Source organism: Pseudomonas sp. Pseusp88 (assembly GCF_047303955.1).
Lineage (GTDB): Bacteria > Pseudomonadota > Gammaproteobacteria > Pseudomonadales > Pseudomonadaceae > Aquipseudomonas.
Window position 1 is genome coordinate 307,098 of sequence record NZ_JBGLYM010000005.1, and the last position, 26,651, is coordinate 333,748.

Genomic DNA, 26,651 nt, shown 5'->3' on the forward strand with positions numbered 1-26,651 from the left:
AAAGACGATCGGTCTAAATTATCGGAGGCGTTATGTTCAAAGGCATCTTGATCGAGAAAGACGACAGCGGTTATCACGCCCGGCTGACGGATATCAACGAAGATTCACTGCCGGAAGGTGATGTCACCCTGGACGTCTCCTACAGCACTTTGAATTACAAGGACGGTCTGGCTATTACCGGCGCCAGCCCTGTCGTACGCAGCTTTCCCATGGTGCCGGGGGTTGATTTGGTCGGCACCGTGCAGGACAGCCGCGACCCCGAGTTCAAGCCCGGCGATCAGGTACTGCTCAATGGCTGGGGCGTAGGCGAGGTGCATTGGGGCGGTCTTGCGCAGAAAGCTCGCCTGCAGGGCCGCTGGCTGATTCCGCTGCCGAGCGCGTTTACTCCGGCCCAGGCCATGGCGATCGGCACGGCGGGCTACACGGCCATGCTCAGCGTGATTGCCCTGGAAAAACACGGCGTCACCCCGGACAAGGGCGAAATTCTGGTCACCGGCGCCAATGGCGGCGTCGGCAGCTTTGCCATCGCGATCCTGGCCCGGCTGGGCTACAGGGTGGTCGCGTCTACAGGTCGCATGGCTGAAAGCGAATACCTCAAGCAACTGGGGGCTGCAGACATCATCGATCGCGCCACCCTGTCCGAACCGGGGCGGCCGCTGGCCAAGGAACGCTGGGCCGGCGCCATCGACTCAGTGGGCAGTCATACCCTGGCCAATATTTGCGCCAGCACACGTTATCGCGGCACCGTGGCTGCCTGTGGCCTGGCCCAGGGCATGGAGTTCCCTGGTTCGGTGGCGCCCTTTATTCTGCGCGGCGTCACCCTGGCCGGGATCGACAGCGTCAATCGGCCACGGGAAGACCGCCTGGAAGCCTGGGCGCGTCTGGCCACGGATCTCGATCGGGCGTTGCTGCCGCTGATCAGCCATGAAATCGGTTTGAGTGAGGTGCTGGAAGTGGCGCCGCAGATTCTTGAAGGCAAAGTGCGCGGGCGAGTGGTGGTCAATCTGGCGCGCTGATCAGCCCGTCAGCACCGGTGGCAGGGTCCCCAGCAGCGATACTGCCGCCACCGCCGCAAAACCGAACAGGCACTCGACGGCGATACTGAGCTTGAGAATGCCGATGGGGCGCTGCGGATCGAGCAAGACCAGGCGATTGAACAGGGCCAGGGCCAGCATGCACAGGACCGTGGCCAGTTTGATCGACAGGATCAGGCCGAAGCCTGCGAATGCCGGGCTGGGCCAGAGCGCGCCGCTGAGGGCACGGACGTTGATCAGGCCGGTCAGGATGATCGCCGCGACCAGCCCATAGCCGATACCGCTGAACCGCAGAAGCAGGCCGCGTTTGTCTGTATCGCGAGCCCGCGCCAGGAGCATCAGCAGGACCAGTGCGCCGAGCCAGGTGGACACGGCCAGCAGGTGCACGGCCTGATTGAGGATCAGCAGCAGGCCTTTGCCACCATCGAACATGGCGCCATGGCCCACAGGTGCCAGGGTCACCAGCAGCAGGGTGCTCAGCGACAATCGCCAGGCGGCCGGAAGTGCAAACAGCAATGCAGTCAGCAACAGCGCATTGAGCCCCAGGTGCCAGCTCCAGACATGGCCAAAGAAGGTATTGCCCAGCACCAGCAGGAGGGTCTGCGGATCGAGACCCTCCTGCCAGTTGCCGCCCATGCTCGCGGCGGTCAGCAATAGCCAGGTGAGGCCGGTAAGCAGGCCCAAAGCAGCGAGCCAGCGAAGAATCCTGTTCAATCGAACATCGCCTGGACTGGAGTCGCCGCGGTTCAGTAAGCCGACGAAAATCACATGCCGACAAAAACACAGGCCGAACAGCACCAGCACCGAGCAAAAGTGCAGGAAACGGCACAGGATCAACGCGTCTTGCATGGATGCGCTTACGGAGCGACGGTAAAGCTGTAGCTGCCTTCGCTCTTGTGGGTGTCGACCGAGACGGCGTGCCACTCGACCTTGTAAGCCCCGGCGCTCAAGGGAGCGGCAGGGGTGACGATGAGGATTTTCTTGTCATTGGGGTCGGTGCTGACATTGGCCGTGGCCTCGACTTCTGTCTTGCCGCCGACAGTGGAGGTAATGCTGATCTTGGTGAACTTCTCCTCGACGCCTTCGGAGAAGTTCAGGCGCAGCTCCTTGACGGCGGGGACGGTGCTGTCGGCGGCAGGCAGTTGGCTTTCCAGGTGCGCATGGGCGAACACCGACGGGGCGGCGGCCAGGGTTGCGAACAGGGTGAGGGAAGCCAGGGTGCGCTTGAGGCGTTGAGCAGACATGCGGGTACCTTTTTAAAACCAATGGGCAGAAGCAAGCGCGCTACTAGACCAGAAAGAGCTGCGTGACTCCAGCGTCAGATGACGCTTTTTCACGTAGGAAGACGTTGTCGAAGGCGTTCGGCCAGATTGCGTAGCTCGTCAGGCGGGTTGTGTCCGATAAGCATGAAGGCATGCCTGTTGCTGGACCAGAACTCTACGTTCATGCCCAGGCGCTGTTCGCTGCCTTGAGTGGGCGTACTCTGGGCATTGCCGGTGATACACAGGGCCAGCGGGCCGAATTGCGGGTCCAGGTAAGTAATCTGGGCGATCGGCACGCCGTCATATTCGAGGATCTGCGCGCGCTTGAGTTGCGGCCGGAGCAGATCCACCCGCTCGGCATCCAGGGGCAGGCCCAGGCGCTGGCCGACGGAGGCCAGTTGTCGGTTTTGCGCAGCGATGTCAGGGCTGAGGTTTTCCAGAGTCTGCTCCGTGTACAGCGCCATATACTCAGCGACAACACCGCGCCAGCCACGACTGACCGGCGCAGGCGTGCGCAAGGCGAGGAACAGGCGGTCCGCCAGCACGCCGGCCAACATGCAACTGGCGGCCACCGCGAGAAAGCGCCGTCGACCCAGAGGCCTGGCGGCGGGTTTCGACGGCTGCAGGTTATCGAGCATGGCCTGCAATCGCTCGCGGGGGGCTTCGGCCAAAAGGCTGTCGAAAGACTGGCGAAATGGCAGCTCGCTGCCGCGCAACAGTTCCAGTCGTTCGGCAAGTTGCGGCTGCTGTTGCAGCGCGGCATCGACGCTGGCGCGCTGTTGCGGACTCAGTTCGTCGTCGATATAGGCCACCAGATGTTCATCGGCGAGCGGATTCGAAGGCAGATCAATCATGGCCGTTCTCCTGCCAATACATTCGGCGAACCGTCCACGGACGCATGGGTAGGTGCGCCTTGGGCCAGCTTGAGGCGGGCGCTGGCCAGGCGGCTCATGACCGTACCGATCGGCACTTGCAGCACTTCGGCAACCTCCTTGTAGGAAAGACCTTCAACGTAGGCGAGAAAGACTGTTTCCCGCTGGGCCTCAGGCAGGGCGTTGACCTGGCGGATCACTTGGCGAGCCAGCACCTGTTGTTCGGCGATATGTTCGCCATCCACGGCCAGGGCGTCGTCGATATCGACAAAGCCCTGGCCCTGACGCACACGTTGTGAGCGGATCTCGTTGAGCCAGATCGAATGCAGGATTGCCAGCAGCCAGCGATCGAGCCGGGTGTCGGGCCGATACTGCGCCGCGCGCTCCAGAGCGCGCACGCAAGTGGCCTGGACCAGATCATCGGCGACGTGGCGCTGGCGTGACAGCAACAGGCCGTAGCGCCACAGGCGTGGCAGGAATCGGCCCAGTTCTGTCCTGAGCTGTGCATCGCTGGCGATGGCGACCTCCGGTCAGGCGCGCAGGTTTTTCAGGGAGGCTTCAGGTGCGTGAAGCGTTATCGATGGCTTCAGCCAGATCACGGTATTCCTCGCAACCGGTGCCGCACAGAGTCTTGATGGTTTGCAACTGCTCCTGGGCCAGATCCTTGCGCCCCTTGATCACATAGGCTTCGCCGAGGTATTCGCGAACCTGCGCATAGTTGGGGTCTAGAGCCACTGATTTCAGGTAGTAACCGATGCCTTCATCGGTACGACCCAACTTGCGCGTGGCATAACCGCGATAGTTAAGGGCCTTGGCGGTATTGGGTTCCTGCAGGGTATTGAGCAGGCTCAAGGCCTCCTCATAACGCTCGGCCTTGGCCAGGCGGTAAGCGTAATCGGTGCGGTCGGCGTCGGAGGCGGCCTTGCTCAGTTGAGGTACACATTTGTTGGTCTTGCTGTCCCGGACCTGGCCTTTGGGGCAGTCAGGCTTGGGTGGCGCATCTTCATCGCCGGAGGCCTGGGCCTGGAAGCTGGACATTGCAGCGGTCAGGCAACCGGCCAGCAGCAGGGTGCGGTTAAAGCATGAAGTATTCATCGGCATATCTCCTGAGGAGTCGGGCTTGTACTTGAGGTAAACACCCCGGCTCGCGGTTTTATTCATTGGTCCCGAAAAAAATCAGCTGCGTGATGCCGGCAGCATCCGGCGCAGGGTCGGATCCTTCAGAACGGCGTGATGAATCAGCGCAGCGCAGGCATGCAGGCCGGCGAGGATGATGATCACCCAGGCCACCTTGTCGTGCAGACCGCCAAGCACATGGGCGAAATCGTGATCGGTGGTCAACGGCGAAGGAATGGCAAACAGGCCAAAGAACTCGAAGCGCTCACCCTGAGCCCAGCGGAACAGAAAGCCTAGTGCAATTTGTGCGAGCAACAGGCCATACAGGGCCAAATGGCCAAGTCTGGCCAGCAGGCGAGTCGCGGGAGAGCCGTGGGCGGGCAAGTGCGTACCGACGAACACTCGCCATACGATCCGCAATACGATCAACGCGGCCAGGGCGATGCCCAGGGAAATATGCACCGATTGCAGGCCTCGGCGCAGGTCTGTGCCCTTGGCCAGGTTTTCCCAGATATGGGCACTGGCAAACAGGAATATCACGGCTGCGGCGGTCAGCCAGTGGAACCATTGGGTCAGACGGTCGTAGCGATCGTGGCCGGGGGAGTGCAGTTCGTTCATGGGAAGCCCTCTGTGGTGTCTGAGTGTGAACACCGCAGGGGGAGGGTTTATTCAGTGTGGCCTGTAAATATTTACGCAGGTCGCATGCAGGAGCGAGGCTTGCCCGCGAATTGAACGACGGGATACACCAGGCATACCGAGTCAGGACCTTCGCGGGCAAGCCTCGCTCCACTCATTTACACCTTGAAGAAACTCACCCGATCCGTCAGTACATCCGCCAGGTTCGACAGCTCAAGGCTGGAGCGGGCGACCTGATTGGAACCCACGGCTGCTTCCATGGCCGAGTCGTGGATGCGGTGGATATTCAGGCTGACATCCTGAGTCGCGACGCCTTGCTGCGCGGAAGCCGTGGCGATTTGTGCATTCATGCCGTTGATCGCGCTGACTTCGTGACGAATCTGGCTCAGGGCGCTTTCCGCCAGGCGAGTCTGTTCCACGGTGCGCTGGGCCATCTGCCGGCTGTCATGCATCAGTCCGGCGGTTTTTCCGGCGCCGGCCTGCAACTGGCCGACCATTTCGCGAATTTCCCGGGTCGAGTCCTGGGTCCGGGTCGCCAGGGAGCGTACCTCATCGGCAACCACGGCAAAGCCGCGGCCGGCCTCGCCGGCACGCGCAGCCTCGATGGCGGCGTTGAGGGCCAGCAGGTTGGTGCGTTCGGCAATGGAATTGATTACATCGACAATGCCCTCGATCTGCTGGCTGTCCTGAGCGACCTGGCCCACCGACTGTGCGGCGGCTTCCAGGGTCTGGGCCAATTCACCCATGGCGCTGGCGGTGCCTTCGACCACCTGTTTGCCTTTTTCCACTTCCAGGTCGACGTTCTGTGTGGCGTTGGCGGCCTGGCTGGCATAACCGGCCACTTCATGCACGGTAGCGTTCATCTGCGAGATGGCCGTAGCCATGCGCTCGGTCTCGCTGGTTTGCAGGCGCATCTGCTCGCTGTTGCTGTCGGAACTGGCGCGCAGCTGCGACGAGGAGCCCATCAATTCCATGGCCACCGTACGTACCTGGGTAATGGTCGCGGATAGATGCGTGGTGGTGGCTTTCAGGGCGCCCATGACGCTGTCCGGATACTTGGTTTCGATGGTGTCGTTGAGCTCGCCACTGGCCAGACGGCGAATCAGCCGGGCGACTTCATGGGGCTCTGCGCCCAGGGTCGATTTGATGCTATTGATGATCAGCAGTGAGGCAATCACGCCAATGATCACCGCCACGGCCGTGGCCAGGGAAATCAGCAGGGCGAAATGCGAGGCGGTTTCGCGGACAAAGCCGACGTCTTTGCCGATCGACGCTTCTTCATGATCGATCAGGGCGTTGATGCGATTTAGCCATTCCTTGTAGAGCCCGGAAACCTGACTCATCAGCAGCGTCTGCGCCTTGTCCTGTTCACCTTGCTGGCGCAGCTTGAGCAGCGCGTCAGTGGCCGCCAGGGTGGCACGCTCGCTGGCCTTGATGTCGTCCAGAAGTTTTCGTTCTTCGCCGCTGGCGCCTTTGCTCTGGAATATCTGATCCATCGGTGTTGCCGAGGCTTGGTAGAGGGCGTTGAGCCGCTCGATATCACGCAGGTGCAGGGCCAGGTTCTCTTCGCTGTGTACCAGCACCGCATCGCGGATGGCGATGGCGCGGTCGTGCACGCTGCCGCGGAAGTTGATGGCATAGCGCTGTTTGATTGAGGCGTCTTCGCTGACACCATTCAGGGTGTTTTCGATCAATCCGACGCGTTGCACGCCGATGGCGGCGACGGCAATCATGAGGGCCAGGACCAGGCCGAAACCCAGCCCGAGTCTTTTGGCGATTGTAAGTTGTTTGGACATAAAGCCTTCCGGACGACAGGGGAGAGAGTGGGTGATTCTACTAAGCCATCACTTTGTCGCTCTTTTACACTGTCAAGTGAAGATCGGCTCGCTGTTTTTAACTATCAACGCCATCGATTCGACATTATCTACAATTGATCGAACGTGATTCGTTGCCTATGTTGACCCGTGACGAGCGTCGCGTGGTGTAGTGTGGCAAGACCGATTTTTCTCTGCAGAGGCTCTGGCATGCGCTTTTCTCCTTTTGTCGACCGAATCGCCGGGCATGGTGTGGCCGCCTGGGACATTCACCACGAAGCTTTTGAGGCCCAGCGTCAGGGCAGTGATGTGCTCATTCTCAGCGTCGGTGATCCGGATTTTGCCACTCCCGACTTCATCACCGAGGCCGCTGTGGGAGCGTTGCAGGCAGGGGATACCCATTATACGGATATCGCCGGGCGTCCTGATTTGCGTCAGGCCATTGCCGGGCGTTACAGCAAACGCCTGGGCCGGGAAATCACAGCATCCGGCGTGATCACGCTGGCCGGCGCGCAGAATGCCTTGTTCGCTGCGTCCCTGTGCCTGTTGCAGGCCGGCGATGAAGTGCTGGTACTCGATCCGATGTACGTTACCTACGAGGCCACGCTCAAGGCGTCTGGTGCAACGCTGGTGCGTGTGGCCTGCGATGCCGATACCGGCTTTCGTCCTGACCTGCAACGACTGGAAGCGGCGATCAGCCCCCACACTCGAGCGATCTTTCTGTCCAATCCGAACAATCCTACCGGTGTCGTCCTCGATGCCGAGGAGTTACAAGGCATCGCCCGACTGGCCATTGCCCATGATTTATGGGTAGTGGTGGACGAAGTCTACGAAAGCCTATGCTACGAGCGCGAACACGTCAGCCTGGCCAGCCTGCCGGGCATGGAAGATCGCTGTGTGATCGTCTGCAGTCTGTCCAAGTCCCATGCCATGACCGGCTGGCGGATTGGCTGGCTGGTGGCGACACCGGTGTTGGTCACCCATATCGAGAACCTGTCGCTGAGCATGCTTTATGGCCTGCCCGGATTTGTCATGGAGGGCGCCCTGGCGGCGGTTCTGGCGCATGACGAAGTGACCCGTGACATGTGCGAGGTCTATCGGCGTCGCCGCGACCTGGTGGTACAGAGCCTGGGAGCGTGCGCGCAGTTGAAGGTCATCAAGCCCGATGCCGGGATGTTCGTGCTCGTGGATGTGCGCGGCACAGGCCTCAGCTCTCTGGATTTCGCCTGGCGGCTGTATCGTGAAGGCGGTGTTTCGGTGCTCGATGCTGCTGCCTTCGGTGAGTCGGCCCAGGGATTTGTGCGCCTCTCCTTTACCCTCAGCGAGGCGCATCTGGCACGTGCCTGTGAACGCATCAAAGCCTTTGTCGGCGGGCTGTAGACAGGGTTGCGGGCATAAAAAAAGCCACCTCACTGAGCAATGGGGTGGCTATAAAGGCGTTACCAAAGGAATGATGAAGTGGAGCAACTGCTCAACCGCTTATCTGATGCGGATAGCAGAAAGCAATTGAGCTGCTGAATTCATCGGGAGTCACGTTACCATCGCAGTGCAGAATCAAACTATTACGAAGATCGATAGTGACTATCACTAATTCGACAAGATCAAATCGGATAGAAAATGTTACAAAATTGTCGCAAGGGTGAGCAAACCCTATACGGATCGACCGTAGCGAATATAAGAATCGGGTCAAAGACCTGTGGTATAGCCGTGGCATTTCAATAACGGCTTCATTAAATTTTTTTTCATCTGCCGTCGTTCTTCTACCAGTATTTCGTTGTTGTCAGAGTTCCGGGCAATGCCCTTTTTCTCGGCACTAACGGCTATTGGTACACATTTGAAACAGGGGAAAACAATGACGTTCATGAAGTGGAATCTCGTCACGCTCGCCGTCTCTCTGGGCGTGAGTCAAATGGCCATGGCCGCGGTGGTCAGTGACCAATCGACAGCCACGGGTTTTGTCGAAGGTAGCACTCTCAATGTCCACCTCAAGAATTACTACTTCAATCGCGACGGCAAGAACGGCGGTGGCGATCGCAAGGACTGGACTCAGGGTGTACTGGGTAACTTCAGCTCCGGCTTTACTCAAGGCACCGTCGGTTTTGGCGTTGATGCCTATGGTTACTGGGGTATCAAGCTTGATGGCGGCGCAGGCACCAGCGGCACCGGCAACCTGCCGGTACGCAATAATGGCAAGCCTGAAGACGAGTACGGCACGGCTGGCGGTTCGGTGAAAGTGCGTATTTCCAAGACCGAACTGCATTACGGCGACCTGCAACCGACGGCGCCGGTGTTTGCCGCAGGTGGCTCGCGCCTGTTCCCGCAGACCGCAACCGGCTTCAACCTGCTGAGCAGCGAGATCGCCGGTCTTGACCTCGATGCTGGCCATTTCACCAGCAGCAACGGCCCGGTGACCACTAACCACGATCAGGAGCTGTATGCCTCCTATGCCAACGTGGCGGCCAACAGCATCGACTATGCCGGTGGCAAGTACGCGATTTCGGACAACCTGACCGTCAGCCTGTACGGGTCGAAACTCGAAGATATCTGGGATCAGTACTACGCCAATACCAACTGGACCTTGCCGATCTCCGATCTGCAATCGTTGAACTTCGATTTCAATATCTATCGCACCAACGATACCGGCTCAGCCAAGGCTGGCGACATCAGCAACACGACCTGGTCCCTGGCAGCGGCTTACTCTTTCTTGAGTGCTCACACTGTAACGCTGGCGTTCCAGAAAGTTCATGGCGATACGCCATTTGATTATGTGGCATTTGGCCATAACGGCCCTGGTGATACTGGCGATTCGATCTTCCTGGCTAACTCCGTGCAGTATTCTGACTTCAACGGTCCGGGTGAGAAATCCTGGCAACTGCGTTATGACCTGAACATGGCAACTTATGGTGTTCCCGGCCTGAGTTTCATGGCGCGTTATATCAATGGCGATGATATCGATGGCAGCCATATGGCCGCTAACAGCCCTTATCGCAACTACGGTTATGGCGAAGATGGCAAACACCACGAAACCAACCTTGAAGCCAAATATGTCGTGCAATCCGGCCCGGTCAAGGATCTTGCGTTGCGTATGCGTCAGTCCTGGCACCGCGCCAATGCCGACCAGGCTGAAGGCGATATCAACGAGTTCCGTTTGATCGCCGACTACCCGATCAATATCTTCTGATGTGAAGGTGGGCGCCAGGCCAGTCGCAATGACTGCCTGGCGTTGTCGGGCTAGATGAAGCTGAAGCCGATACCCGGCAGGCCTCTGATCTCGGCCACCGCTACACCTGGACCTGCAGGGAAGTGCATGCCCGTGTAGGAACCGGTGGTGATGACGATGTCCGGCGTCAGGGTCAGGCCCTGGCCGGTGTAGTGATTGACCAGCCACGGCAGCAGGCGACGAGGATCGCCGGCGGGGTTGACGCCATCGCCAGGCACGATGTCTTCGCCAGCATAGGTGAAACTCAACGCGGGCTCGATAAACGGGAACGCCGCGTCGTAATCGATGAAATCACCCACTATAAGCGCACCATGGTTGAGCAGATCAGCCAGGGACAGCAGCGGCTCGACTTTCGGCCAGGTATTGATCCGGCTGGCGACGATTTCGATAGTGGTACCCATGGAGCCGATGGCGCCGAGCACTTCGGCATCGCTGTAAGGTTCGTCACGCGGGATGAAGCTGCGGTTCAGACGAAAGGCGATCTCCAGTTCGACGGCCGGTTTCACATAAGCGCCGAACTCAAGTTCAGTGCCACTGGCCAGCAGGCAATCGGCCGGCAGCATCGCGCCCTGGATCGGCCCTGTGGACGATTTCGACCCCAGCTTCCAGCCTCCAACCTCAGATCCGCGCAAGCGCAGGACTTCCTGCTGGACGGCATAGGACGCCGGTTTGTCGGCGGGGATCTGTTCCGGGCTGATGGTTCGGCGGTTCTGGTAGGCATCGACGAGCAGTGCGGCAAGAGACGATTGATTCACGCGAGCGCATCCTTGAGGCTGATGAATGAAGGCCTGACCAGAGTAGCGATGATGGGGGCAGGGCGCTACTTTCGTGGGTGCCGACTTGCTGGCGATGGCATTTGGTCAGTATTGGCGCTCATTGCAAGTGCTGCACACTCGATCGCCACCAAGGCGGCTGCTGTGGAGCCTCATCCCATTCAGATGGTTGTGTCCAACTCTATGGATTCACCTAAGACACCATTCGCAAGCTCTCACCCGAGCAACTGCTCTGATACAGCGCAAAACAGGTTTCGGCCAAGGGCGAGCGATTGCTCCCATGACGCTTGATCAGACCCAGGCTACTCAGGGGGCGGGTGTCGAGCAGGGGGATCAGGCGCAAGTGGGTGTTTTGTCGGGCCAAGTCGCTGTTGAGCGGGATCAGGCTACAGCACAGGCCGCTGTCGACCGCTTGCAGCAACGGGTAAATCTCATCGGCCTCCAGCAGCGGATGCAGGCTCAGGCCGCGGCTGCACATATTATGATCGATCACCGCGCGCAAATGACTGCCAGGGCTCATGACCGCCAGGGGCAGGTCGGCCACTTGCTGCCAGTTCAGGTTGCGCCCGTCGAAATGATAGCGCCGGGTGTCATGCAGCAGTCCCAGGCCGGGCTCTGCCAGCGGCAGGACGTCGAAACGGGCGGTGTCCAGGTCGTCAATAAAGGACACACCGATATCCAGGGTATTGCTGCCGAGTTTTTCCAGGATGTGCTCGGCGGGCAATACCGCCAGTTCGAAATTGATTTCCGGATGCTCGACACGAATACGGTTCAAAAGATGCATGGTATCGAAGCCGGACATCGCCACTGTGCCGATGCGCAGCGTGCCGATCAGATGACCACGACAGGCTTCGGCTTCGGCCTTCAGCCCGTCGTAGGCCGCCAGGACAGTATGGGCCCAGGCCAGTACTCGCTCACCGGCACCGGTAAAACCTTCGAAGCGTTGGCCGCGATTGACCAGCAGCAGATCCAGCTCGGCCTCCAGGTTACGGATACGCATGGAAAAGGTCGGCTGGGTGATGTGGCAGCGCAGGGCTGCGCGACCAAAATGACGGGTCTCTTCCAGTGCGATGAGAAACTTCAGCTGCTTGATGTCCATGATGTTTCCTGAGCGAGCCTGATGCCTGACTGGCGGTGAAGCCACCTTATGCAAGTCAGACTCATGGAACACTTCTATCTTCGGCTCATGCAGCCATACCCTTGGGTGGTGCCTGTCATACCTGGGTATGGCTGGCGGCGAAGTCCGCACAAGGATGCAATACCGGGCTTGCGCCCTATGGCATCTAGCCGCATTGGCCCGTGTCCGGAGTTGAACCCGTTGGATAAATACGCCCCTCATCAATGGCTGCCCTCGGAAAAGCCATTCGTCCCTGGCTCGCCCTCGACCCCCGAGCACAGCACGCCGGAGCGTTTCGCTTTTGCCTTCATCAGCGTGCTGCTGGGTATTACCGGTGGTCTGGGCAACGCCATGGTCATGGTCAACCTGCCGTATCTGCAGGGTTATCTGGCCGCCGATACCCCGGAAATCGCCTGGCTGCCTGCGGCCTACTACATGACCTACGTGTCGATGAATCTGATCCTGGTGCGGTTCCGTCAGCAGTTTGGTCTGCAACTCTTTACCGAGCTGTTTCTGCTGTTGTACGTGCTGGTGACCTTTGCCCATCTGTTCGTCAATACCCTGGATTCGGCAATTGCCGTGCGCGCTGTGCATGGCATGGTCGGTGCGTCCCTGACTTCTCTGGGGCTGTTTTATATGATTCAGGCGTTTCCGGGGAAGTGGCGCCTGCGCGCGGTAGTGCTGGGTTTTGGCTCGTCGCAATTGGCGATTCCCATCGCCCGCATGGTCTCCATGAATCTGCTGCAAATCGACGAGTGGCGAGGCCTGTATGTATTTGAGCTGGGCCTGGCCTTGCTGTCTTTCGCCTGCGTATTTGCTCTCAAACTGCCGCCGGGGGATCGCAGCAAAGTGTTCGAGAAAATGGATTTCCTCACGTTTATTTTGCTGTCTACCGGGGCGGCGCTGTTCTGTGGGGTGCTGTCCCTGGGGCGGATTGACTGGTGGTTTGAGGCACCGTGGATCGGCCTGGCCAGCGCCGGTTCGATCCTGTGCTTCTGTGCCGGTCTGGCCATTGAGCGCAACCGCGCCCGGCCATTGCTCAATCTGAAATGGCTGGGCAGTGCCGATATCGTCAAGCTTGCATTGGCTGTCATCCTGATTCGCGTGGTGCTATCGGAACAGGCTATTGGTGCTGTGGGCTTTCTGCAATTGTTCGATCTGCAGAATGACCAGTTGCAGACGCTGTTTGCCGTGATCCTGGTGGCCAGTATCGCCGGGTTGGTCACCAGCGCCCTGACCATCGACCCGGCGCACCTCATGAAGCCCCTGGTGATCTCCCTGGCAATGATGGCCGTCGGCGCCTGGATGGACAGTAGCGCCACTAACCTGACTCGAGCCTCGAACATGTATATCAGCCAGTTTCTCCTGGCTTTCGGCGGTGCCTATTTTCTCGGCCCGACCCTGATCACCGGGCTCGGCGGAGTCATTGCCGACTCGCGCAATCTGGTGAGTTTCACGGTGTTGTTCAGCATGACCCAGAACGTCGGTGGCCTGGTAGGTTCGGCGGCACTCGGTACCTTCCAGACGCTGCGGGAGAAATTTCATTCCAGCCAGTTGGTGGAGCATCTGGCGGGCACTGATCCAATAGTGGCGGGGAGGGTGCAGCAGGCGGCGTCCGCTTATGCAAAAGTGCTGGCCGACCCCGCTGCGCAGCAGGTGGCGGGGCTGCGATCCATTGCCACATCAGCGACCCGGGAGGCGAATATCCTGGCGTACAACGACGTGTTCATGGTGATTGCCGTGGTAGCGACCGTAACCATGCTGTGGATCTTCAGTCGGGCGATGTGGGCGCGGTTGCATCCAGCCAAAAGTTGAGTCTGAACCAGTTGGAGCGAGGCTTGCCCGCGAAGAGCTCGGTAAACACAGCATTCGCGGTCAAGCCTGGCTCCAATGAGGTCGACAACAACCTGATCAGCCCTGTTCGCAATTTTCACCCATGCGGGTGTACTGCAGGTCATGACGCGCGCCTTTGCTATCGACATAGACCATATGCGCCTCTTCCGGGCCGCAGCTGCTGGCCGCCTGGTTGGCATTGGTGCTGGTGATACTGATCACCTTGGCGATATCCAGATTCTGTGAGTAGTTGTACTGCTCGCTCTGGGCGGTTGCAGCAGCTGGAGCCTCGGCTGCAGCAGCGAAAAGACTGAACATCGACAGGGCGGCAAACATGACATATTTCATGGGATTCTCCGGTACTACCAAATTCTGCAGGCAAGGTGCGAAGTCATTATGTTTCTTCGCTGTTGGGATAATTTTAGGCCGGTGCCGGACAAGTTATGAAATGGTACTTGGTGATACGCGCCATCATCAAAAGTGATACTCGCGAATACCTCTTTTAACGCCGATCGTTCCATAACAAAAAAGACAGTAAAAAGCCCTGCAGGCCCTGTCCTGCCTGGGGGTATCGAAAATTTCGATGCAAGTCATCGGTTATAACTATTAATCGGATAGCCGCGGTCTATCAGCAACTAGCATCCTCCAGCCCACCAACAGCGCACGGGCTTGAAAATGCAAAAGTTCGAGATACATCGCAAAACAAACTTCGATGGGCTGGTCCATGAATATGGACTTGATGGCAGTCGCTTATTGCCTTGGCAGGGCTATCCGATGCCATTTGCCGGAGGCTGGTGCGTCGTGCGCCCAGGCACCTCCAGCGAGGCTCACACCCAGATCGATCAGGAAATCTTTATCGCCATCAAAGGGCGGGCAAAGCTGGTGGTCGGGGAGCGTGAAATGGAATTCGCGGTCGGCGATATTGCGGCGATCCCGAAGCACACCAACCACTACGTGATCAATGACTCGGACGAGGACTTTCACTTCTACGTGGTCTGGTGGGACATGAACTACGTCAATGACTTCGTTGCCCGGCACGACGAGAAAACGGGGTGCCTTGATGACTAAGTTCGTCGTTACCATCACGCCACCCACGCCCAATGGCGACCTGCATATCGGTCATATCGCCGGACCCTTTCTCGGTGCCGATGTGTTTGCCAGAGTCCAGCGTCAGCGCGGTCACGACTGCGTGCTGCTGTCCTATTCCGATGATTATCAGTCGTACATGTTGCGCAAGGGCCTGGAAACCGGCACCGATCCGGTACAGCTGGCCCGTAGCAATACCGATCGCATTGAAGCATCCCTGGCGGCGATCAATATCCGACCGGATAACTGGATGCGGCCCTATCGCAATCCGTATTTCGCCGATGCCGTGCGCGAAGTCTTCGAGAAGGCGCAGAAGGCCGGTTTTATCGAGTTTCGCGACGCCATGGAGCCGTACTGTCCGGACTGCGACCGCTGGGGCTACGAAGCCTTCGCCCGTGGCCTGTGCAACTACTGCGGTGCCGAATCCGATGCCAGCCAGTGTGAGAACTGTGCCCAGGCCCCGGATGCCGAGTTGATGGGCGACTTGCGTTGCAAGCTGTGCCGCCAGCCCTCGCAGTGGCGAAGCACGAATCGTGCGTTTCTCAAACTGGAGCTGTTCAAGCCGCATTTGCGCGACACCTTGCTCAATCGCAAGTGGCGCAAGCCCCTGGACAGCTGGCTGCACGAAACCCTGGAACACCTGCACGACTGGGGTGTGACCCGGCCGGGGGATGCTGGGCTGGACCTGGCGGCGGACGGTTCCTGCCGGGTACATACCTGGTTCATGGGCATGGCCGGTTATATGGCGGCGTTCCGTGAATACGCCGACCGCATCGGCCGGCCGGAGCTGTTCCGCCAGTATTGGCAGTCAGGGCAGGGCAGCCTGGTGCATTTCCTCGGTTTCGACTGCGTGTTCAGTCATGCGGTGGTCTACCCGGCGCAACTGGCGGTGCTGGACCACCTGAAGATCGACCAACGCTTCGTGCCCAACCAGTTCCTCAAGCTCGATGGCCTGAACCTGTCCACCAGCCGCAACCATGCCATCTGGGTCGGCGATCTGGCGCGCCAGGCCTGTGCCGACAGTGCGCGGCTGTACCTGGCCAGCATTGCCCCGGAAGACAGCGAAGGCGATTTTCGCCTGCAGCATTTCCTCGAATGGCGTGAAGAGGTGTTCGGCAGCTTCTTCCCGGCGCTGCTGGTCAGTGCAGGGCAGCAGGGCGGCGACTGGTGGAGCGGCCTGTGTGGCGCTGATGCCGGGCTGCTGGAAGCCTTGCGCCTGCAATGGATAGCAGCCAGCGAACCGGCGCAGTTTTCCATGAAAACCATGGCGGCGGTGTTGCTGGATGTGATCGCCATTACCCGCACGCGCCTGGCCGAGGGGCGGCCGGTCAGCCATTTCGCTGCGTTCATGGCCATTACCGGACAGTCGTTGATCCCGGACATGGCGGCACGGTTGATAGAGGCTTTCAACCTGCCCGAAGGTCGGGTCACGGCCACCATCATGACCGGCTCGGCAGCCGAATACTCCATCTGAACGGACGCGCGATGCATGTATATCGACTATGACGTTGCGGTGATTGGTGCCGGGATTATCGGGGCCAGTATCGCTGCCAGACTGTGCAGCGCCGGACTTGCCGTGGCGCTGATCGACAAGGGCGCGGCAGGCGCGTCGGGGGCCAGTGGCTACTCCGGCGGGCTGCTGCGCCTGTATGACGCCGACCCGACGCTGATGACGTTGACGGCGTTGTCCCTGGGTCAACTGGCCGAGGGTGTGTTTGCCCAGACCTATGCCAAAGCCCTGTGTCGTACCGGGGTGATCTATCGAGCGGCCACGGATCAGGCCGAGGCGATTGACGCGGCGATCCGGCGCTTTGCCCGGCCGGATTACCCTATGCGCCTGTTGTCAGCCCGTGAGTGGGCCGCCATGAGCCCCGACAGCCGCGTGGATAACCAACGAATCAATCTGTTCGAGCCCCACGCCAGTGTGGGCAATGCGCGCCAGGCAAGTAGCGCCTTGGCCAACATAGTGCGCCAACGGGGCTTACTGTTGGAGCATTGCCAGATCGAGGCCATCGATTGCGTATCCCGGCATGAGGTGCGCCTGGCATTGGGCCAGACCACTTTGCGTTGTCGTGCTGTGGTCGTCGCTACGGGTGCCTGGACCCGGCGCCTGTTGCCGGACCTGCCGCTGCATAGCCGTTCGATTCCCCTGGCCCGGGTCGGCACGGCGTTGCGCTGCTCCGTGCCGCTGATCGATGCGGTGACGCAGTCCTACGCCATTCCCCTGACTCCGGACATTGTTCAAAGCGGTTGCGGCCTGCGTGATGAAGCCCGTTATCCCGAGCAACTGGCGGCGCCTGACCGGCGTCACGAAGCGGATGCCCGGAGCAGGATTCAAGGACTGCTGGGGGCTGCGGCCCAGCCAGCGGTGCTGGATGTCCTGCCCGGTTTCGACAGCTATAGCCCTGACGGTCGCCCGCTGATCGGCTTCTGCAACGAGGACAGTCCGGTATTCCTCGCCAGCGGCATGTGCGGGCTGGGTTTCAAGTTCGCTCCCGGTGTGGCGCAGATCGCTTTGGAACAGGTGCAGCAGCATCTGGCCGGCGCCTGGCCCAGTAGCGGCGCTTGGTCGATGTTTTCGCCGCAGCGGATCGGCGCGACGATCCCTGCATTCGCGGCGGTACAGCCATGAGCGATGGACGCCTCAAGGTCGGAATATCGGCGCTGTTCGATCCGGCCGACACACCCCACGCCCGAACTTTCATGCGGGCCCTGGCCACGGCGCGCAACACCCTGCCGGCACTGGCGCAGGTGGAGTGGCACTTTCTCGACGATGGCGCCCACCGTGAACGCGGTGCCGATGTGGCGCGGGCCATGGTGCAGTGGGGCGCGGATATCGTTGTCGGGCATTTCTCCTCCGATGCGGCCTTGGGCGCGGTGCCAATCTACCGGGCGGCGGGGATTGCCTTGCTGACCCCGGCGGCAACCCTGGATCGGCTGACCCTGGACCATCACAACGTCTTTCGTTTTTGCCCTTCAGACCGGCAACTGGCCAGGGACCTGCTGCGCTTTATCCGCCAGTGCGGCTGGCAGTCCGTGCACATCGATGCTGACGGCAGCGCCCATGGTCAGGCCCTGGCCCAGGCCATTGCAGCGGCCGCCAGCAAGGCCGGTCTGCGACAGCTTGCCGGGTGTGATCAGGCCGAGGTGGAAGTCTTCGCCGGACGTCTGCGCGCCAGCCGCGAGCACTGGCAGGGGCGCCGGGCCGCTGGCAGTCGGGGGCCGCTGATCCTCACCGACGACGCGGCTTCTCCCTATCTCGGCGTTGCAGCCAGCGATGACCGGAACACCTGGGTGATCGGCTTCGGTGCGGTCGGGCAGGGTGCCGATGCCTGTCCGGCGACGCGTTGGCACCTGACGTTGTTCGACGGCCTGCCGCAGAGCTATTACCGAGAAAGCCTGCTGCTGTTTCAAGTGCTCGGCCAGTTGGCCGGACGTGGGCTGCGCCGTACCCGCCTGCTCGACGCCCTGAATCACTCGACCTGGCGAACGCCCCTGGGTGATGTCGGTTTCGACCAGGGCGAATGCCGAGGTGCCTGCAATCGGGTCTGGCACCTGGGCCCGAACGGGCTGCTGCCCGTGGCTGATTGAACCTGTTGTTTGCCAATTACTTCACGATGGATGACCTCTGTATGGAACACTTATCAGCGCAACACTCTGATGCAATCTGTATTGGTTTCGGGCCGGCCGGCATTGCCCTGTCCTGTGTCTTCGAGGACGCTCGGGACGACAACACACCACTGGCACGGCTGTCCGTGCGTTATCTGGAAAGCGCTGCCGATACCCAGTGGCACCGCGAGCTGCTGCTGGCTGGCACGGATATCAATCACCATGTGTTCCGCGATCTGGTAACCCCGCGCAACCCGCGCAGCCGTTTTTCCTTCGCCATGTATCTGAAGAGCCGGGGTCGCCTGTTCGACTTCGGCCTGCTGGGGCGTCCGGCCAGCCGTCATGAATGGTCGGACTACGTGGCCTGGGTCTCGCAGCAGGTCGATCAGCACACCAGCTTCTCGGCACCGGTCACTGAAGTGTTGCCGATCATCCGCAACGGCCGCCTGAGTCAGGTGCGCATCGACACCGCCCAAGGCAGCTTCACTACGCGCAATCTGGTGTTGTCCACTGGCAGCGTACCCAGAGTGCCCGACGTTTTTCAGTCTTTGCTCGGGCCGCGTTTTTTTCATACCTCGCAGTTCTTGAGCCGCGTGCACGCATTTGGCGAGCAACTGCCCAAGCGTTGGCTGGTGGTGGGCTCGGGGCAGAGTGCCAGTGAGTCGGTGCTGGAGTTGCTCAGCCGTCGCAGCGATATCCAGGTCCATTCGGTACACCGTTCCGCCGGCTTCAAGCTGACCCAACTGGGCCAGTTCCCCAATCGGGTGTTCGCCCCCGACCATGTCGATTATTTTCATAGCCTCAGCCACTCCGAGCGCCACACCTTTCTCGACTGGAGCCGTGCGACCAACTATGCGGGCATCGATCCGGACGAAAGCAGCAAGCTGTTTTCTCTGATCTACGAGGACCGCATCGCCGGGCGCGAGCGTCTGCGCACCTATGCCTACCGGGTGATCAGCGCCATCGAGCCGCTTGCCGAGGGCTACCGTGTGACCCTCACCGACAGTTTCAGCCAGCGCAGCGAAGTGGTCGAAGTGGATGTGGTGGTGTTGGGCACCGGCTTTGAGCAGCACCTGATTCCGCCGCTGCTGAGCAACCTGCAACCTTGGCTGCAGGCCGATATCGACGGCGGCCTGGTCATTGATCGCGACTACCACGTGGCGACCCAGGGCGAGTGCGATGTGCAGCTGTGGGTCAACGGCCTGTCCGAGCGCAGCCATGGCATCAGCGATAGCCAGTCGTTTTCCTTGATGGCCCTGCGCGCCGAGCGTATCGCCAATGCTCTCGGCCGTGCGGTGCAGATCGCCCAGCCCCGGCCGGCCCTGGCCGAGTGAGGCGCTGATCATGTACGACAAGCTTTCCGATATCGTTCACGACCAGGCTTTCCTCAAAGTCGCCGGTCTGGGTCATGAGTTTTACCTCAAGCTGGAATCCCTCAATCCGGCCGGCTCCATCAAGCTCAAGACCGCCGTAGGCCTGGTCGACGACCTGCAAGGCCGTGGCCTGATCAAGCCGGATACCGTGCTGATCGAGTCATCCTCCGGCAATCTGGGGGTGGCCCTGGCGATGATCTGCGCCGAGCGTGGCATTCGCTTTACCTGTGTGGTCGATCCCAATAGCTCGGCCCATAACATCCGCATGATGCACAGCTACGGCGCAGAGGTGATCAAGGTCGAGACCGCCGATGCCAATGGCGGATTCCTCGGCACGCGGATCGCGCTGATTCGCGACAAGATCGTCGCCGATCCACGCTATGTCTGGCTCAACCAGTACGAAAACGCCGCCAATCCCCGGGCTCATGCCCGTACCACGGCGCGCTCCATCGGCCAGCGTTTCGGCCATGTCGACTACCTGTTCGTGGGGGCCGGGACCACCGGCACGCTGATGGGCTGTGTGCAGTATTTCCAGCGCCATCACCCCCAGACCAAAATCATTGCGGTGGACAGTATCGGTTCGGTGACCTTCGGCACCCCGGCGGGCAAGCGTTTCATTCCCGGGCTGGGCACCAGCCAGCGGCCGCCGATCTTCAATGTCGAAGGCATTCATGCCCTGGAAATGGTCCCGGAAGCCCATACCGTGGCGATGTCGCGGCTGTTGGCGCGCAACAAAGGCCTGTTGGTGGGCGGCTCCACGGCCACGGTGATTTCGGCGGTACATGCCTGGCGTGAGCGCATCGCACCGGGTTCGGTGGTGGTAGCACTGTCGCCGGACTGGGGCGATCGCTATCTGGACACGCTGTACGACGATGACTGGGTCGAACAGCGCTTCGGTCGCGGCGTACTGGGCATGACCCTGGACGACATGCCCATCGATGAAACCCGCACCACGTGGTTGCATGCTGAGCAGCAGAAGGCGCCGTTCCATGTGGTCGACGGCCAGACCGTGGCGCGGTTGCTGGCAGCTGATCCAAATGCCTGTATCGAGGACGTGCGTCACGCTTATCTGGAACATCACGCCGGGCGTTCGATCAACCCGGACAGCTATTTCCTGCGTTTCCCCGAGGCCCCGGCCAATCGGATTATCGCGCTGCCCGCCAGCCTTTGCGGCGAGCATGCGGTGAGCGGGATCAAATGGATTTCCAGCTTTCCCGGCAATATTCAGTCGGGGCTGCAACGGGCTTCAGCGGTCTTGATCCTCAACGATGCCCACACCGGTTATGCCTACGCCTGCCTGGAAGCGTCGCGGATCAGTGCCCTGCGCACGGCGGCATCGGCGGTGCTGGCGGCGCGCTGGATTCTTGGTCAGCGTAGACAGATCAAACGCCTGGCAGTTATCGGTGCCGGGTTTATCGCCCGCAGCATTGTCGATCTGTTCGTCAGCGATGGCTGGGAACTGAGCGAGGTGATGATCCATGACCCGCATCTGGAATCAGCCCATGCCCTGATCGCCCACGGCGAACGGCAACGTCTGGAAACCCGTCTGGCCGAACTGGATGAAGCCCTGGACGCCGACGTTGTGCTGTTCGCTACCACTGCGCCCAGTCCTTACGTGCTGGATCGGCGTTTCCGTGCCGATCAGTTGTTGCTGAATATCTCTCTGCGCGACCTGGGCCCGGAAATCATCGCTCGCGCCAATAACCTGCTGGATGACGTCGAGCACTGCCTCAAGGCCAATACCTCGCCGGATCTGGCCGTGCAGCGCTATCAGGACCGCTCCTTTATCACTGGGACCCTGGCGCAGCTAATGCTCGGCGAAGTGACCCTCGACCCGGACCTGCCGACGATCTTCTCGCCGTTCGGCCTCGGCGTGCTCGACCTTGCCGTGGGGCAGCGCCTGTATCGCCAGGCCCTTGCCGAAGGCAGCGCAGTGCCGGTGCCGCAGTTCTTTTTCGAATCGAACCGATGGTGAGGATGCTCATGGACAAGGAACAAGTCATGCACACAATCGCAATCGTCGGCATGGGCTCCCGGGGCCTCAGCGTGCTGGAACAGCTGCTGGGCCTGGCCCGGGACTGGAGCGGTCAGCGTCTGCGGATCGAAGTCTTCGACCCGCAGGAGCCGGGCGGCGGCCTGCATTGGGCCGAGCAGCCGGACTATCTGATGCTCAATACCATGGCCGGGCAGTTGACTGCATTTTCTACCGCATTTCCTGCCAGTGCGGCGCCGATGCCGGGGTTTCTGCAGTGGTGTCATGCCCAAGGGGTCCTGCTGGATGAACGCGGCCACCTGAGCGCTGATGGCTGCGGTCAGCCGGTGGCTTACGGCGACTTTGTTCCACGCAAGCTGCTGGGGCGCTATTTGCAGGCCAGCTATCGGCTGCTACTGGAGCTGTGCCCGGCCCATATCGACATTCGCCATCACGCTGAACGCATCGTCGCCTGCCGTCCCCGCGGCGAGGCTTATATCCTGCATAGCGAAAAGGGGGATTGCTACGAAGCTGACGGGCTGTTTCTGACCACCGGCCATAATCCTCGCGGACAGGACGCGTTGATGATGACGGGAGGGCCGGCTACCGGTCAGCGCGTGGCTATCGAGGGTCTGGGTCTGACCGCCATGGATACCCTGGCGGCCCTGACCCAGGGCAGGGGCGGGCGTTATGTGCGGGACGGACAGCGCTGGCGTTACCAGGCGTCGGGGAATGAGCCGCAGCTATTCCTGTTCTCCCGCAGCGGCCTGCCGTTTCATGCCCGGCCGCAGTGGCAGGAGGGCAAAAAACCGGGCTTCCCGCGCCTGTATTTCACGGCCGCAGCCATCGATACCTTGCGTCAACGGCGCGCTGACCGGCGCCTGGATTTTCGCCGCGACCTGTTGCCTCTGATCAAAGACGAAATGCGCGCGCGGTTCTATCAGGCCAAGGCCCGGCAGTTCGGCGGGCAACATCTGGCGCAGTTGCAAGTCCGTTTGTGCGGGGCCATGGAGAAGCCAGTGCGGGATGCGCTGTTCGCCCAACTGGCCGAGATCTATGGCGACTTTGATCCGGGCGAGTGGATGGGTACCGAACCCTGGCGGGGCGATGCCAGGGATTATGGCGACTGGTTTCGTCAGTGGATCGAAAGCGACCTGGCTCTCAGCCGTCTCGGCACCCGGCAAAGCCCGCTCAAACAGGCGCTGGAAGTCTGGCGCGATTATCGCGATCTGCTGCGCCTGGCGGTGGATCACGACGGTCTCGATGAGGCTTCGACCCTGGACTTTTACGGTAACTGGGCCGGGGTATCCAATCGCCTGGTAGGCGGTCCACAGAAGGAACGCTACGAAGACCTGCTGGCCTTGATCGATGCCGGTGTGGTGCAGGTTCTGCCACCGATGCGGATGATCGAGCGGGCCATGGGCTACGAGCTGCGGCCCATGGCCGAACACTGCGCCATGACGGTGGAGGTGGACAGCCTGATCCGTGCGCGCAACGCCCATAGCGGCCTGTCCTGCCAGCGTCATCCGTTGCTGGACGACTTGCTGCGCCAGGGCCAGTTGCGCAGCGCCCATGACTATCCCGCCGATGGCATCGACATCGACCGGCATAACCGTGCCCGACGCAGTGACGGCTCGGTGCATGAGCGTCTGTGGGTGCTTGGCCCGGCGGTGGAAGGCTGCCTTTTCTACAACCATTACGTACCCACCCTCGACCCGACGTGCCGCGCACCCTTGCAGGCAAGGGCCGCGGTGCAGTCGTGTCTTGAGGCGCTGGGGGGCGCCAGGATGCTGCCCGCCCTGGCCGGTTAACCCTTTTCGCTATCACTCAACTCCATAACTGAAAGGAAACTACTGATGTCCGAGATCACTTTGCTCACAGCCCTGGCCGGCGCCTTTATCGTGCTGATCATCAGCCCCGGCCCGAACTTTCTGGTCATCACTCAACTGTCGTTCAGCCAATCCCGGCAGCAGGGGATCTGCGCCGGCCTGGGGGTCGCCTCAGGCAGCATCATCTGGGCCTTGCTGGCGGCCACCGGGCTGGGCCTGGTATTCCAGCAACTGCCTTGGGTGCAACCGGGCCTGCAATTGCTTGGCGGCGCTTATCTGACCTGGCTGGGTACCAAGAGCCTGCGCAATGCCGGCAGCCAGCCCAAGCCTCGGGATATTGCCTCGCTGGGTATCCAGAACCTGGGTCGTGCCTATCGTTTCGGTCTGTTGACCAATATGACCAATCCCAAGGCCCTGGCCTTCTACACCAGTGTATTCACCACCGTGACCACGCCGGGCATGCCGATGTGGGTGCGTACCGCCGGGGTGTCGATCATTGCCGTGCTGGCGATCTCCTGGTTCGTCCTGCTGGCGACTTTGTTCTCGATTCCTTCGGTGCAGCAGCGCTATGCGCGCATGAAAAAGACCATCGATATCGTCACCGGGCTGTTCATGGTCGCCTTCGGCATTCGTCTGTTGATCGGCCTGCTGCCGGTCGGCCTGATCACCTGGAGCTGAACCCATGGATAACGCTAACTGGAATTACCCGACCGCCATTCGCGTGGGCTCTGGCCGCGTTCGCGAACTTGCCGACGCCTGCCGGGTGGCGGGTATCACGCGGCCCTTGCTGATTACCGATCAGTTTCTTGGCGGCACGGCGATGATTCGTTCAGCCGTTGCCGATTGCGCTGACGCGCTTGGTAGCTGCGGCCTGTTCGATCAGGTCAAGGGCAACCCCACCGGGCATAACGTCGCCCAGGGTTTGCTGGCCTATCAGCAGGGCGAGCATGACGGCGTCATCGCTTTCGGTGGTGGCTCGGCCCTGGACGCGGCAAAGGCTGTGGCATTGATGTCAGGGCAAAACCGTCCACTGTGGGATTTCGAGGATATCGGCGATAACCATCTGCGGGTCGATCCACTGGGAATCGCGCCCATCGTGGCTTTGCCGACCACCGCCGGGACTGGCTCGGAGGTCGGCCGCGCTTCGGTCATCACCGACGAAGAAGCCCGGGTCAAGCGCACCATCCTGCACGCGCGGATGATGCCGCGGGTGGCGATTCTCGATCCGACGCTGACCCTGGAACTGCCTGCACATCTGACTGCCGCCACCGGCGTCGATGCCTTGACTCATTGCATGGAGGCTTACTGCTCGCCGATGTATCACCCCATGGCCGAAGCGGTATCGGTCAAGGGCATGCAGTTGATCAAGCAGTACCTGCCCCTGGCCGTGGCTGATGGCAGCGATCTCGACGCGCGACAGCAGATGCTGGTGGCTTCAAGTCTCGGCGCGGCTGCGTTCCAGCGAGGTCTGGGCGGCGTCCACGCCATCGCCCAGACCCTTGGCGCCCTGTACGACCACCATCACGGCTTGCTTAACGCCATCCTGCTGCCTTATGTGCTGCAGGCGAACGCTTCTGTGTTGGGGCCGCAGATGAGCGACCTGGCGCGCCTTCTCGACCTGCCGCGCCCCGGTTTCAGCGGGGTGATGGACTGGCTGCTGGGCCTGCGCGAACAGATCGGCATTCCCCATCGCCTGAGTGCCCTGGGCATCGATGACCGGGACGCCGAACGGGTCGGGCGCATGGCGTTTGCCGATGGCTGCTCCCATACCAATCCGATCCGGCATTCGGCGCAGGTGTATAGCGAGATATTCCTGCGTGCGCTCTAAGCCGGTGGGAGCGAGGCTTGCCCGAGAAGAGGCCGGTACATCGGACAGATATTTTGAACCCGACCCATGGCCTTCGCGGGCAAGTCGGATCACCGCACCGCACGCTCCCATAGCGTTGAATCCACTTGTGATAGGGCGTGTCGCTGATTATTGGCGCGAGGTGACCGCTCGCGGCCAGATTGTCGGCGGCGTGTTGTTGCTGGCCCAGGATGGCGAGTTGCGTTATGCCGGTGCCCTCGGTTGGGCGGATCGTGAGGCCGGGCGGCGGGTCACGCGGCATATGCGCTTTCGCCTGGCCTCCCTGACCAAGCTGTTGACCTCGGTCTGCGTTCTGCGTCTGTGCGAGCTGGGGCTGTTGCAGCTCGACGGGGCGGTGAGCCATTGGCTACCGGGCTTTCGACCCCGACTGGCCGATGGGCGCGAAGCGATCATCAGCCTGCGCCATCTTCTGTCCCATACGGCAGGCCTGGGCTATGGCTTCGAAATGCCGCCGGGCAATGATTATGGGCGGGCAGGGGTGTCGGATGGGCTGGACCAGGTGGCGTTCGGTCTGGGCGAGAATTTGCGGCGTCTGGCGCAGGTGCCGTTGCTGTTCGACCCCGGCAGCGCCTGGCGCTATTCGTTGGCCACCGATGTGCTTGGCGCTGTGATCGAAGTGGCCAGCGGGCTGGCATTGTCTGACGCCATCCACCGTTGGGTAACCGGTCCATTGAGTATGACGGCCACCTCATTCGAACTGAAAACCGGTCAAATCCTGCCAATGGGCTATGCGGATGGTGGCCTGCCCATGACGGCCGATGAGGTGCTGGACATCGACGGTTGTCAGGCCCGGCTGACGCCTGATCGCCGCGGATATCCTTCGGGGGGCGCGGGCTTGATCGGTACCGCTGATGATTATCTGCGTCTGCTGGAATGTCTGCGCATGGGCGGTGCGCCGTTATTGCAACCGGCCAGTAGCGCGCTGTTGCTGGGAAATGCCATTGGCGACATCGAGATCAGTCATCGAGGGCCGGGCTGGAAGTTCGGTCTGGGGCCATTGCTGTTGACCGATCCGATAGTGGCCGGGCAGCGGCAGGGCGCCGGAACCTGGTCCTGGTGCGGGTTGTATGGTTGTCACTATTGGGTGGACCCGCAGGCCGGGATCAGTCTGGTGTGTCTGACCAATACCGCAGTTGCCGGGGCCTGGGGGGAGGTGGCGGATGGGCTGGTAACTGCGATTTACGGATGATGTACCAGACCCGTTGGAGCGAGGCTTGCCCGCGAATAGCGCCGCGAAG

Annotated in this window: 23 protein-coding genes and 2 pseudogenes; 14 read left to right on the plus strand and 11 right to left on the minus strand. The window is 60.9% G+C overall.

What is annotated here, in order from left to right; translation table 11 throughout:
• Positions 1-32 precede the first annotated feature (32 nt).
• The gene (locus ACCD02_RS09690) at positions 33-1,016 is read left to right on the plus strand and encodes an MDR family oxidoreductase (protein WP_413300743.1); all 984 of its coding nucleotides are present in this window, start codon (positions 33-35) and stop codon (positions 1,014-1,016) included.
• Here the strand turns inward: ACCD02_RS09690 and copD are convergent, their stop codons facing one another.
• The 8 genes and pseudogenes from copD to ACCD02_RS09730 all read right to left on the minus strand — a co-directional run.
• Entirely contained in the window at positions 1,017-1,883 is an 867-nt protein-coding gene (gene copD, locus ACCD02_RS09695; protein WP_413300745.1) for a copper homeostasis membrane protein CopD, read from the minus strand.
• Between the two features lie 8 nt (positions 1,884-1,891).
• Positions 1,892-2,278, minus strand: a complete 387-nt coding sequence (gene copC / locus ACCD02_RS09700) for a copper homeostasis periplasmic binding protein CopC (protein ID WP_413300747.1) — start codon at positions 2,276-2,278, stop codon at positions 1,892-1,894.
• 89 nt (positions 2,279-2,367) lie between these two features.
• Entirely contained in the window at positions 2,368-3,150 is a 783-nt protein-coding gene (locus ACCD02_RS09705) for an anti-sigma factor family protein (protein WP_413300749.1), read from the minus strand.
• The gene (locus ACCD02_RS09710; protein ID WP_413300854.1) at positions 3,147-3,656 is read right to left on the minus strand and encodes an RNA polymerase sigma factor; all 510 of its coding nucleotides are present in this window, start codon (positions 3,654-3,656) and stop codon (positions 3,147-3,149) included. The genes ACCD02_RS09705 and ACCD02_RS09710 overlap by 4 nt, the downstream gene beginning before the upstream one ends.
• 70 nt (positions 3,657-3,726) lie before the next feature.
• Positions 3,727-4,206: a hypothetical protein gene (locus tag ACCD02_RS09715; protein ID WP_413300856.1), complete on the minus strand. Its 480-nt coding sequence runs from the start codon at positions 4,204-4,206 to the stop codon at positions 3,727-3,729.
• 138 nt (positions 4,207-4,344) lie between these two features.
• The gene (locus tag ACCD02_RS09720; RefSeq protein ID WP_413300751.1) at positions 4,345-4,902 is read right to left on the minus strand and encodes a cytochrome b; all 558 of its coding nucleotides are present in this window, start codon (positions 4,900-4,902) and stop codon (positions 4,345-4,347) included.
• 176 nt (positions 4,903-5,078) lie between these two features.
• The gene (locus ACCD02_RS09725; protein ID WP_413300858.1) at positions 5,079-5,960 is read right to left on the minus strand and encodes a methyl-accepting chemotaxis protein; all 882 of its coding nucleotides are present in this window, start codon (positions 5,958-5,960) and stop codon (positions 5,079-5,081) included.
• A 246-nt stretch (positions 5,961-6,206) separates the two neighbouring features.
• A pseudogene (locus ACCD02_RS09730) lies at positions 6,207-6,716 on the minus strand (MCP four helix bundle domain-containing protein); the annotation flags it as partial.
• Positions 6,717-6,944: 228 nt separating this feature from the next.
• Between ACCD02_RS09730 and ACCD02_RS09735 the strand changes: the two are divergent.
• Positions 6,945-8,102, plus strand: a pseudogene (locus ACCD02_RS09735) (pyridoxal phosphate-dependent aminotransferase); the annotation flags it as partial.
• Positions 8,103-8,586: 484 nt separating this feature from the next.
• Entirely contained in the window at positions 8,587-9,915 is a 1,329-nt protein-coding gene (locus tag ACCD02_RS09740; protein WP_413300753.1) for an OprD family porin, read from the plus strand.
• A gap of 50 nt (positions 9,916-9,965) precedes the next feature.
• On the opposite strand, the gene ACCD02_RS09745 is transcribed toward ACCD02_RS09740, so the two are convergent.
• Together ACCD02_RS09745 and ACCD02_RS09750 are read right to left on the minus strand one after the other, a co-directional pair.
• Positions 9,966-10,709 (minus strand): 2-keto-4-pentenoate hydratase, encoded by a 744-nt coding sequence (locus ACCD02_RS09745; protein WP_413300755.1) that lies wholly within the window; start codon positions 10,707-10,709, stop codon positions 9,966-9,968.
• A gap of 211 nt (positions 10,710-10,920) precedes the next feature.
• Positions 10,921-11,826: a LysR family transcriptional regulator gene (locus tag ACCD02_RS09750; protein ID WP_413300757.1), complete on the minus strand. Its 906-nt coding sequence runs from the start codon at positions 11,824-11,826 to the stop codon at positions 10,921-10,923.
• 219 nt (positions 11,827-12,045) lie between these two features.
• Here ACCD02_RS09750 and ACCD02_RS09755 point away from each other — a divergent pair, with 219 nt between their 5' ends.
• Positions 12,046-13,659, plus strand: coding sequence for an MFS transporter (locus tag ACCD02_RS09755; protein ID WP_413300759.1), 1,614 nt, complete (start codon positions 12,046-12,048; stop codon positions 13,657-13,659).
• Positions 13,660-13,755: 96 nt separating this feature from the next.
• Here the strand turns inward: ACCD02_RS09755 and ACCD02_RS09760 are convergent, their stop codons facing one another.
• Entirely contained in the window at positions 13,756-14,025 is a 270-nt protein-coding gene (locus ACCD02_RS09760) for a DUF2790 domain-containing protein (protein WP_413300761.1), read from the minus strand.
• 327 nt (positions 14,026-14,352) lie between these two features.
• Between ACCD02_RS09760 and ACCD02_RS09765 the strand changes: the two genes are divergently transcribed.
• The 10 genes from ACCD02_RS09765 (at position 14,353) to ACCD02_RS09810 (ending at position 26,602) form a co-directional block, all read left to right on the plus strand.
• On the plus strand, positions 14,353-14,745 hold the full coding sequence (locus ACCD02_RS09765; RefSeq protein WP_413300763.1) for a cupin domain-containing protein: 393 nt from the start codon (positions 14,353-14,355) through the stop codon (positions 14,743-14,745).
• The gene (locus ACCD02_RS09770; RefSeq protein ID WP_413300764.1) at positions 14,738-16,237 is read left to right on the plus strand and encodes a methionine--tRNA ligase; all 1,500 of its coding nucleotides are present in this window, start codon (positions 14,738-14,740) and stop codon (positions 16,235-16,237) included. The genes ACCD02_RS09765 and ACCD02_RS09770 overlap by 8 nt, the downstream gene beginning before the upstream one ends.
• A gap of 15 nt (positions 16,238-16,252) precedes the next feature.
• A complete protein-coding gene (locus ACCD02_RS09775; RefSeq protein WP_413300768.1) occupies positions 16,253-17,395 on the plus strand; it encodes an NAD(P)/FAD-dependent oxidoreductase in 1,143 nt (380 codons plus the stop codon).
• Complete coding sequence (locus tag ACCD02_RS09780) at positions 17,392-18,354, plus strand: ABC transporter substrate-binding protein (protein ID WP_413300770.1); 963 nt, start codon at positions 17,392-17,394, stop codon at positions 18,352-18,354. The genes ACCD02_RS09775 and ACCD02_RS09780 overlap by 4 nt, the downstream gene beginning before the upstream one ends.
• A gap of 41 nt (positions 18,355-18,395) precedes the next feature.
• Positions 18,396-19,706, plus strand: a complete 1,311-nt coding sequence (locus ACCD02_RS09785; RefSeq protein ID WP_413300772.1) for a SidA/IucD/PvdA family monooxygenase — start codon at positions 18,396-18,398, stop codon at positions 19,704-19,706.
• A gap of 10 nt (positions 19,707-19,716) precedes the next feature.
• On the plus strand, positions 19,717-21,720 hold the full coding sequence (gene sbnA, locus ACCD02_RS09790) for a 2,3-diaminopropionate biosynthesis protein SbnA (RefSeq protein WP_413300774.1): 2,004 nt from the start codon (positions 19,717-19,719) through the stop codon (positions 21,718-21,720).
• A 26-nt stretch (positions 21,721-21,746) separates the two neighbouring features.
• Complete coding sequence (locus tag ACCD02_RS09795) at positions 21,747-23,528, plus strand: FAD/NAD(P)-binding protein (protein ID WP_413300776.1); 1,782 nt, start codon at positions 21,747-21,749, stop codon at positions 23,526-23,528.
• A gap of 45 nt (positions 23,529-23,573) precedes the next feature.
• Complete coding sequence (locus ACCD02_RS09800; RefSeq protein ID WP_413300778.1) at positions 23,574-24,224, plus strand: LysE family transporter; 651 nt, start codon at positions 23,574-23,576, stop codon at positions 24,222-24,224.
• A 4-nt stretch (positions 24,225-24,228) separates the two neighbouring features.
• Positions 24,229-25,374: an iron-containing alcohol dehydrogenase gene (locus ACCD02_RS09805; RefSeq protein WP_413300780.1), complete on the plus strand. Its 1,146-nt coding sequence runs from the start codon at positions 24,229-24,231 to the stop codon at positions 25,372-25,374.
• Positions 25,375-25,504: 130 nt separating this feature from the next.
• On the plus strand, positions 25,505-26,602 hold the full coding sequence (locus tag ACCD02_RS09810) for a serine hydrolase domain-containing protein (RefSeq protein ID WP_413300860.1): 1,098 nt from the start codon (positions 25,505-25,507) through the stop codon (positions 26,600-26,602).
• Positions 26,603-26,651: the final 49 nt, after the last annotated feature.

Bases quoted from the DNA above. Each gene is read 5' to 3' on its own strand.
- copC (WP_413300747.1), bottom strand. From the start codon at position 2,278: ATGTCTGCTCAACGCCTCAAGCGCACCCTGGCTTCCCTCACCCTGTTC.
- ACCD02_RS09800 (WP_413300778.1), top strand. From the start codon at position 23,574: ATGTCCGAGATCACTTTGCTCACAGCCCTGGCCGGCGCCTTTATCGTG.
- ACCD02_RS09690 (WP_413300743.1), top strand. From the start codon at position 33: ATGTTCAAAGGCATCTTGATCGAGAAAGACGACAGCGGTTATCACGCC.
- ACCD02_RS09770 (WP_413300764.1), top strand. From the start codon at position 14,738: ATGACTAAGTTCGTCGTTACCATCACGCCACCCACGCCCAATGGCGAC.
- ACCD02_RS09785 (WP_413300772.1), top strand. From the start codon at position 18,396: ATGGAACACTTATCAGCGCAACACTCTGATGCAATCTGTATTGGTTTC.
- ACCD02_RS09765 (WP_413300763.1), top strand. From the start codon at position 14,353: ATGCAAAAGTTCGAGATACATCGCAAAACAAACTTCGATGGGCTGGTC.
- ACCD02_RS09725 (WP_413300858.1), bottom strand. From the start codon at position 5,960: ATGGGCGCCCTGAAAGCCACCACCACGCATCTATCCGCGACCATTACC.
- ACCD02_RS09715 (WP_413300856.1), bottom strand. From the start codon at position 4,206: ATGTCCAGCTTCCAGGCCCAGGCCTCCGGCGATGAAGATGCGCCACCC.
- ACCD02_RS09740 (WP_413300753.1), top strand. From the start codon at position 8,587: ATGACGTTCATGAAGTGGAATCTCGTCACGCTCGCCGTCTCTCTGGGC.
- ACCD02_RS09805 (WP_413300780.1), top strand. From the start codon at position 24,229: ATGGATAACGCTAACTGGAATTACCCGACCGCCATTCGCGTGGGCTCT.
- ACCD02_RS09705 (WP_413300749.1), bottom strand. From the start codon at position 3,150: ATGATTGATCTGCCTTCGAATCCGCTCGCCGATGAACATCTGGTGGCC.
- ACCD02_RS09750 (WP_413300757.1), bottom strand. From the start codon at position 11,826: ATGGACATCAAGCAGCTGAAGTTTCTCATCGCACTGGAAGAGACCCGT.
- ACCD02_RS09760 (WP_413300761.1), bottom strand. From the start codon at position 14,025: ATGAAATATGTCATGTTTGCCGCCCTGTCGATGTTCAGTCTTTTCGCT.
- sbnA (WP_413300774.1), top strand. From the start codon at position 19,717: ATGTACGACAAGCTTTCCGATATCGTTCACGACCAGGCTTTCCTCAAA.
- ACCD02_RS09775 (WP_413300768.1), top strand. From the start codon at position 16,253: ATGTATATCGACTATGACGTTGCGGTGATTGGTGCCGGGATTATCGGG.
- ACCD02_RS09720 (WP_413300751.1), bottom strand. From the start codon at position 4,902: ATGAACGAACTGCACTCCCCCGGCCACGATCGCTACGACCGTCTGACC.
- ACCD02_RS09780 (WP_413300770.1), top strand. From the start codon at position 17,392: ATGAGCGATGGACGCCTCAAGGTCGGAATATCGGCGCTGTTCGATCCG.
- ACCD02_RS09795 (WP_413300776.1), top strand. From the start codon at position 21,747: ATGCACACAATCGCAATCGTCGGCATGGGCTCCCGGGGCCTCAGCGTG.
- copD (WP_413300745.1), bottom strand. From the start codon at position 1,883: ATGCAAGACGCGTTGATCCTGTGCCGTTTCCTGCACTTTTGCTCGGTG.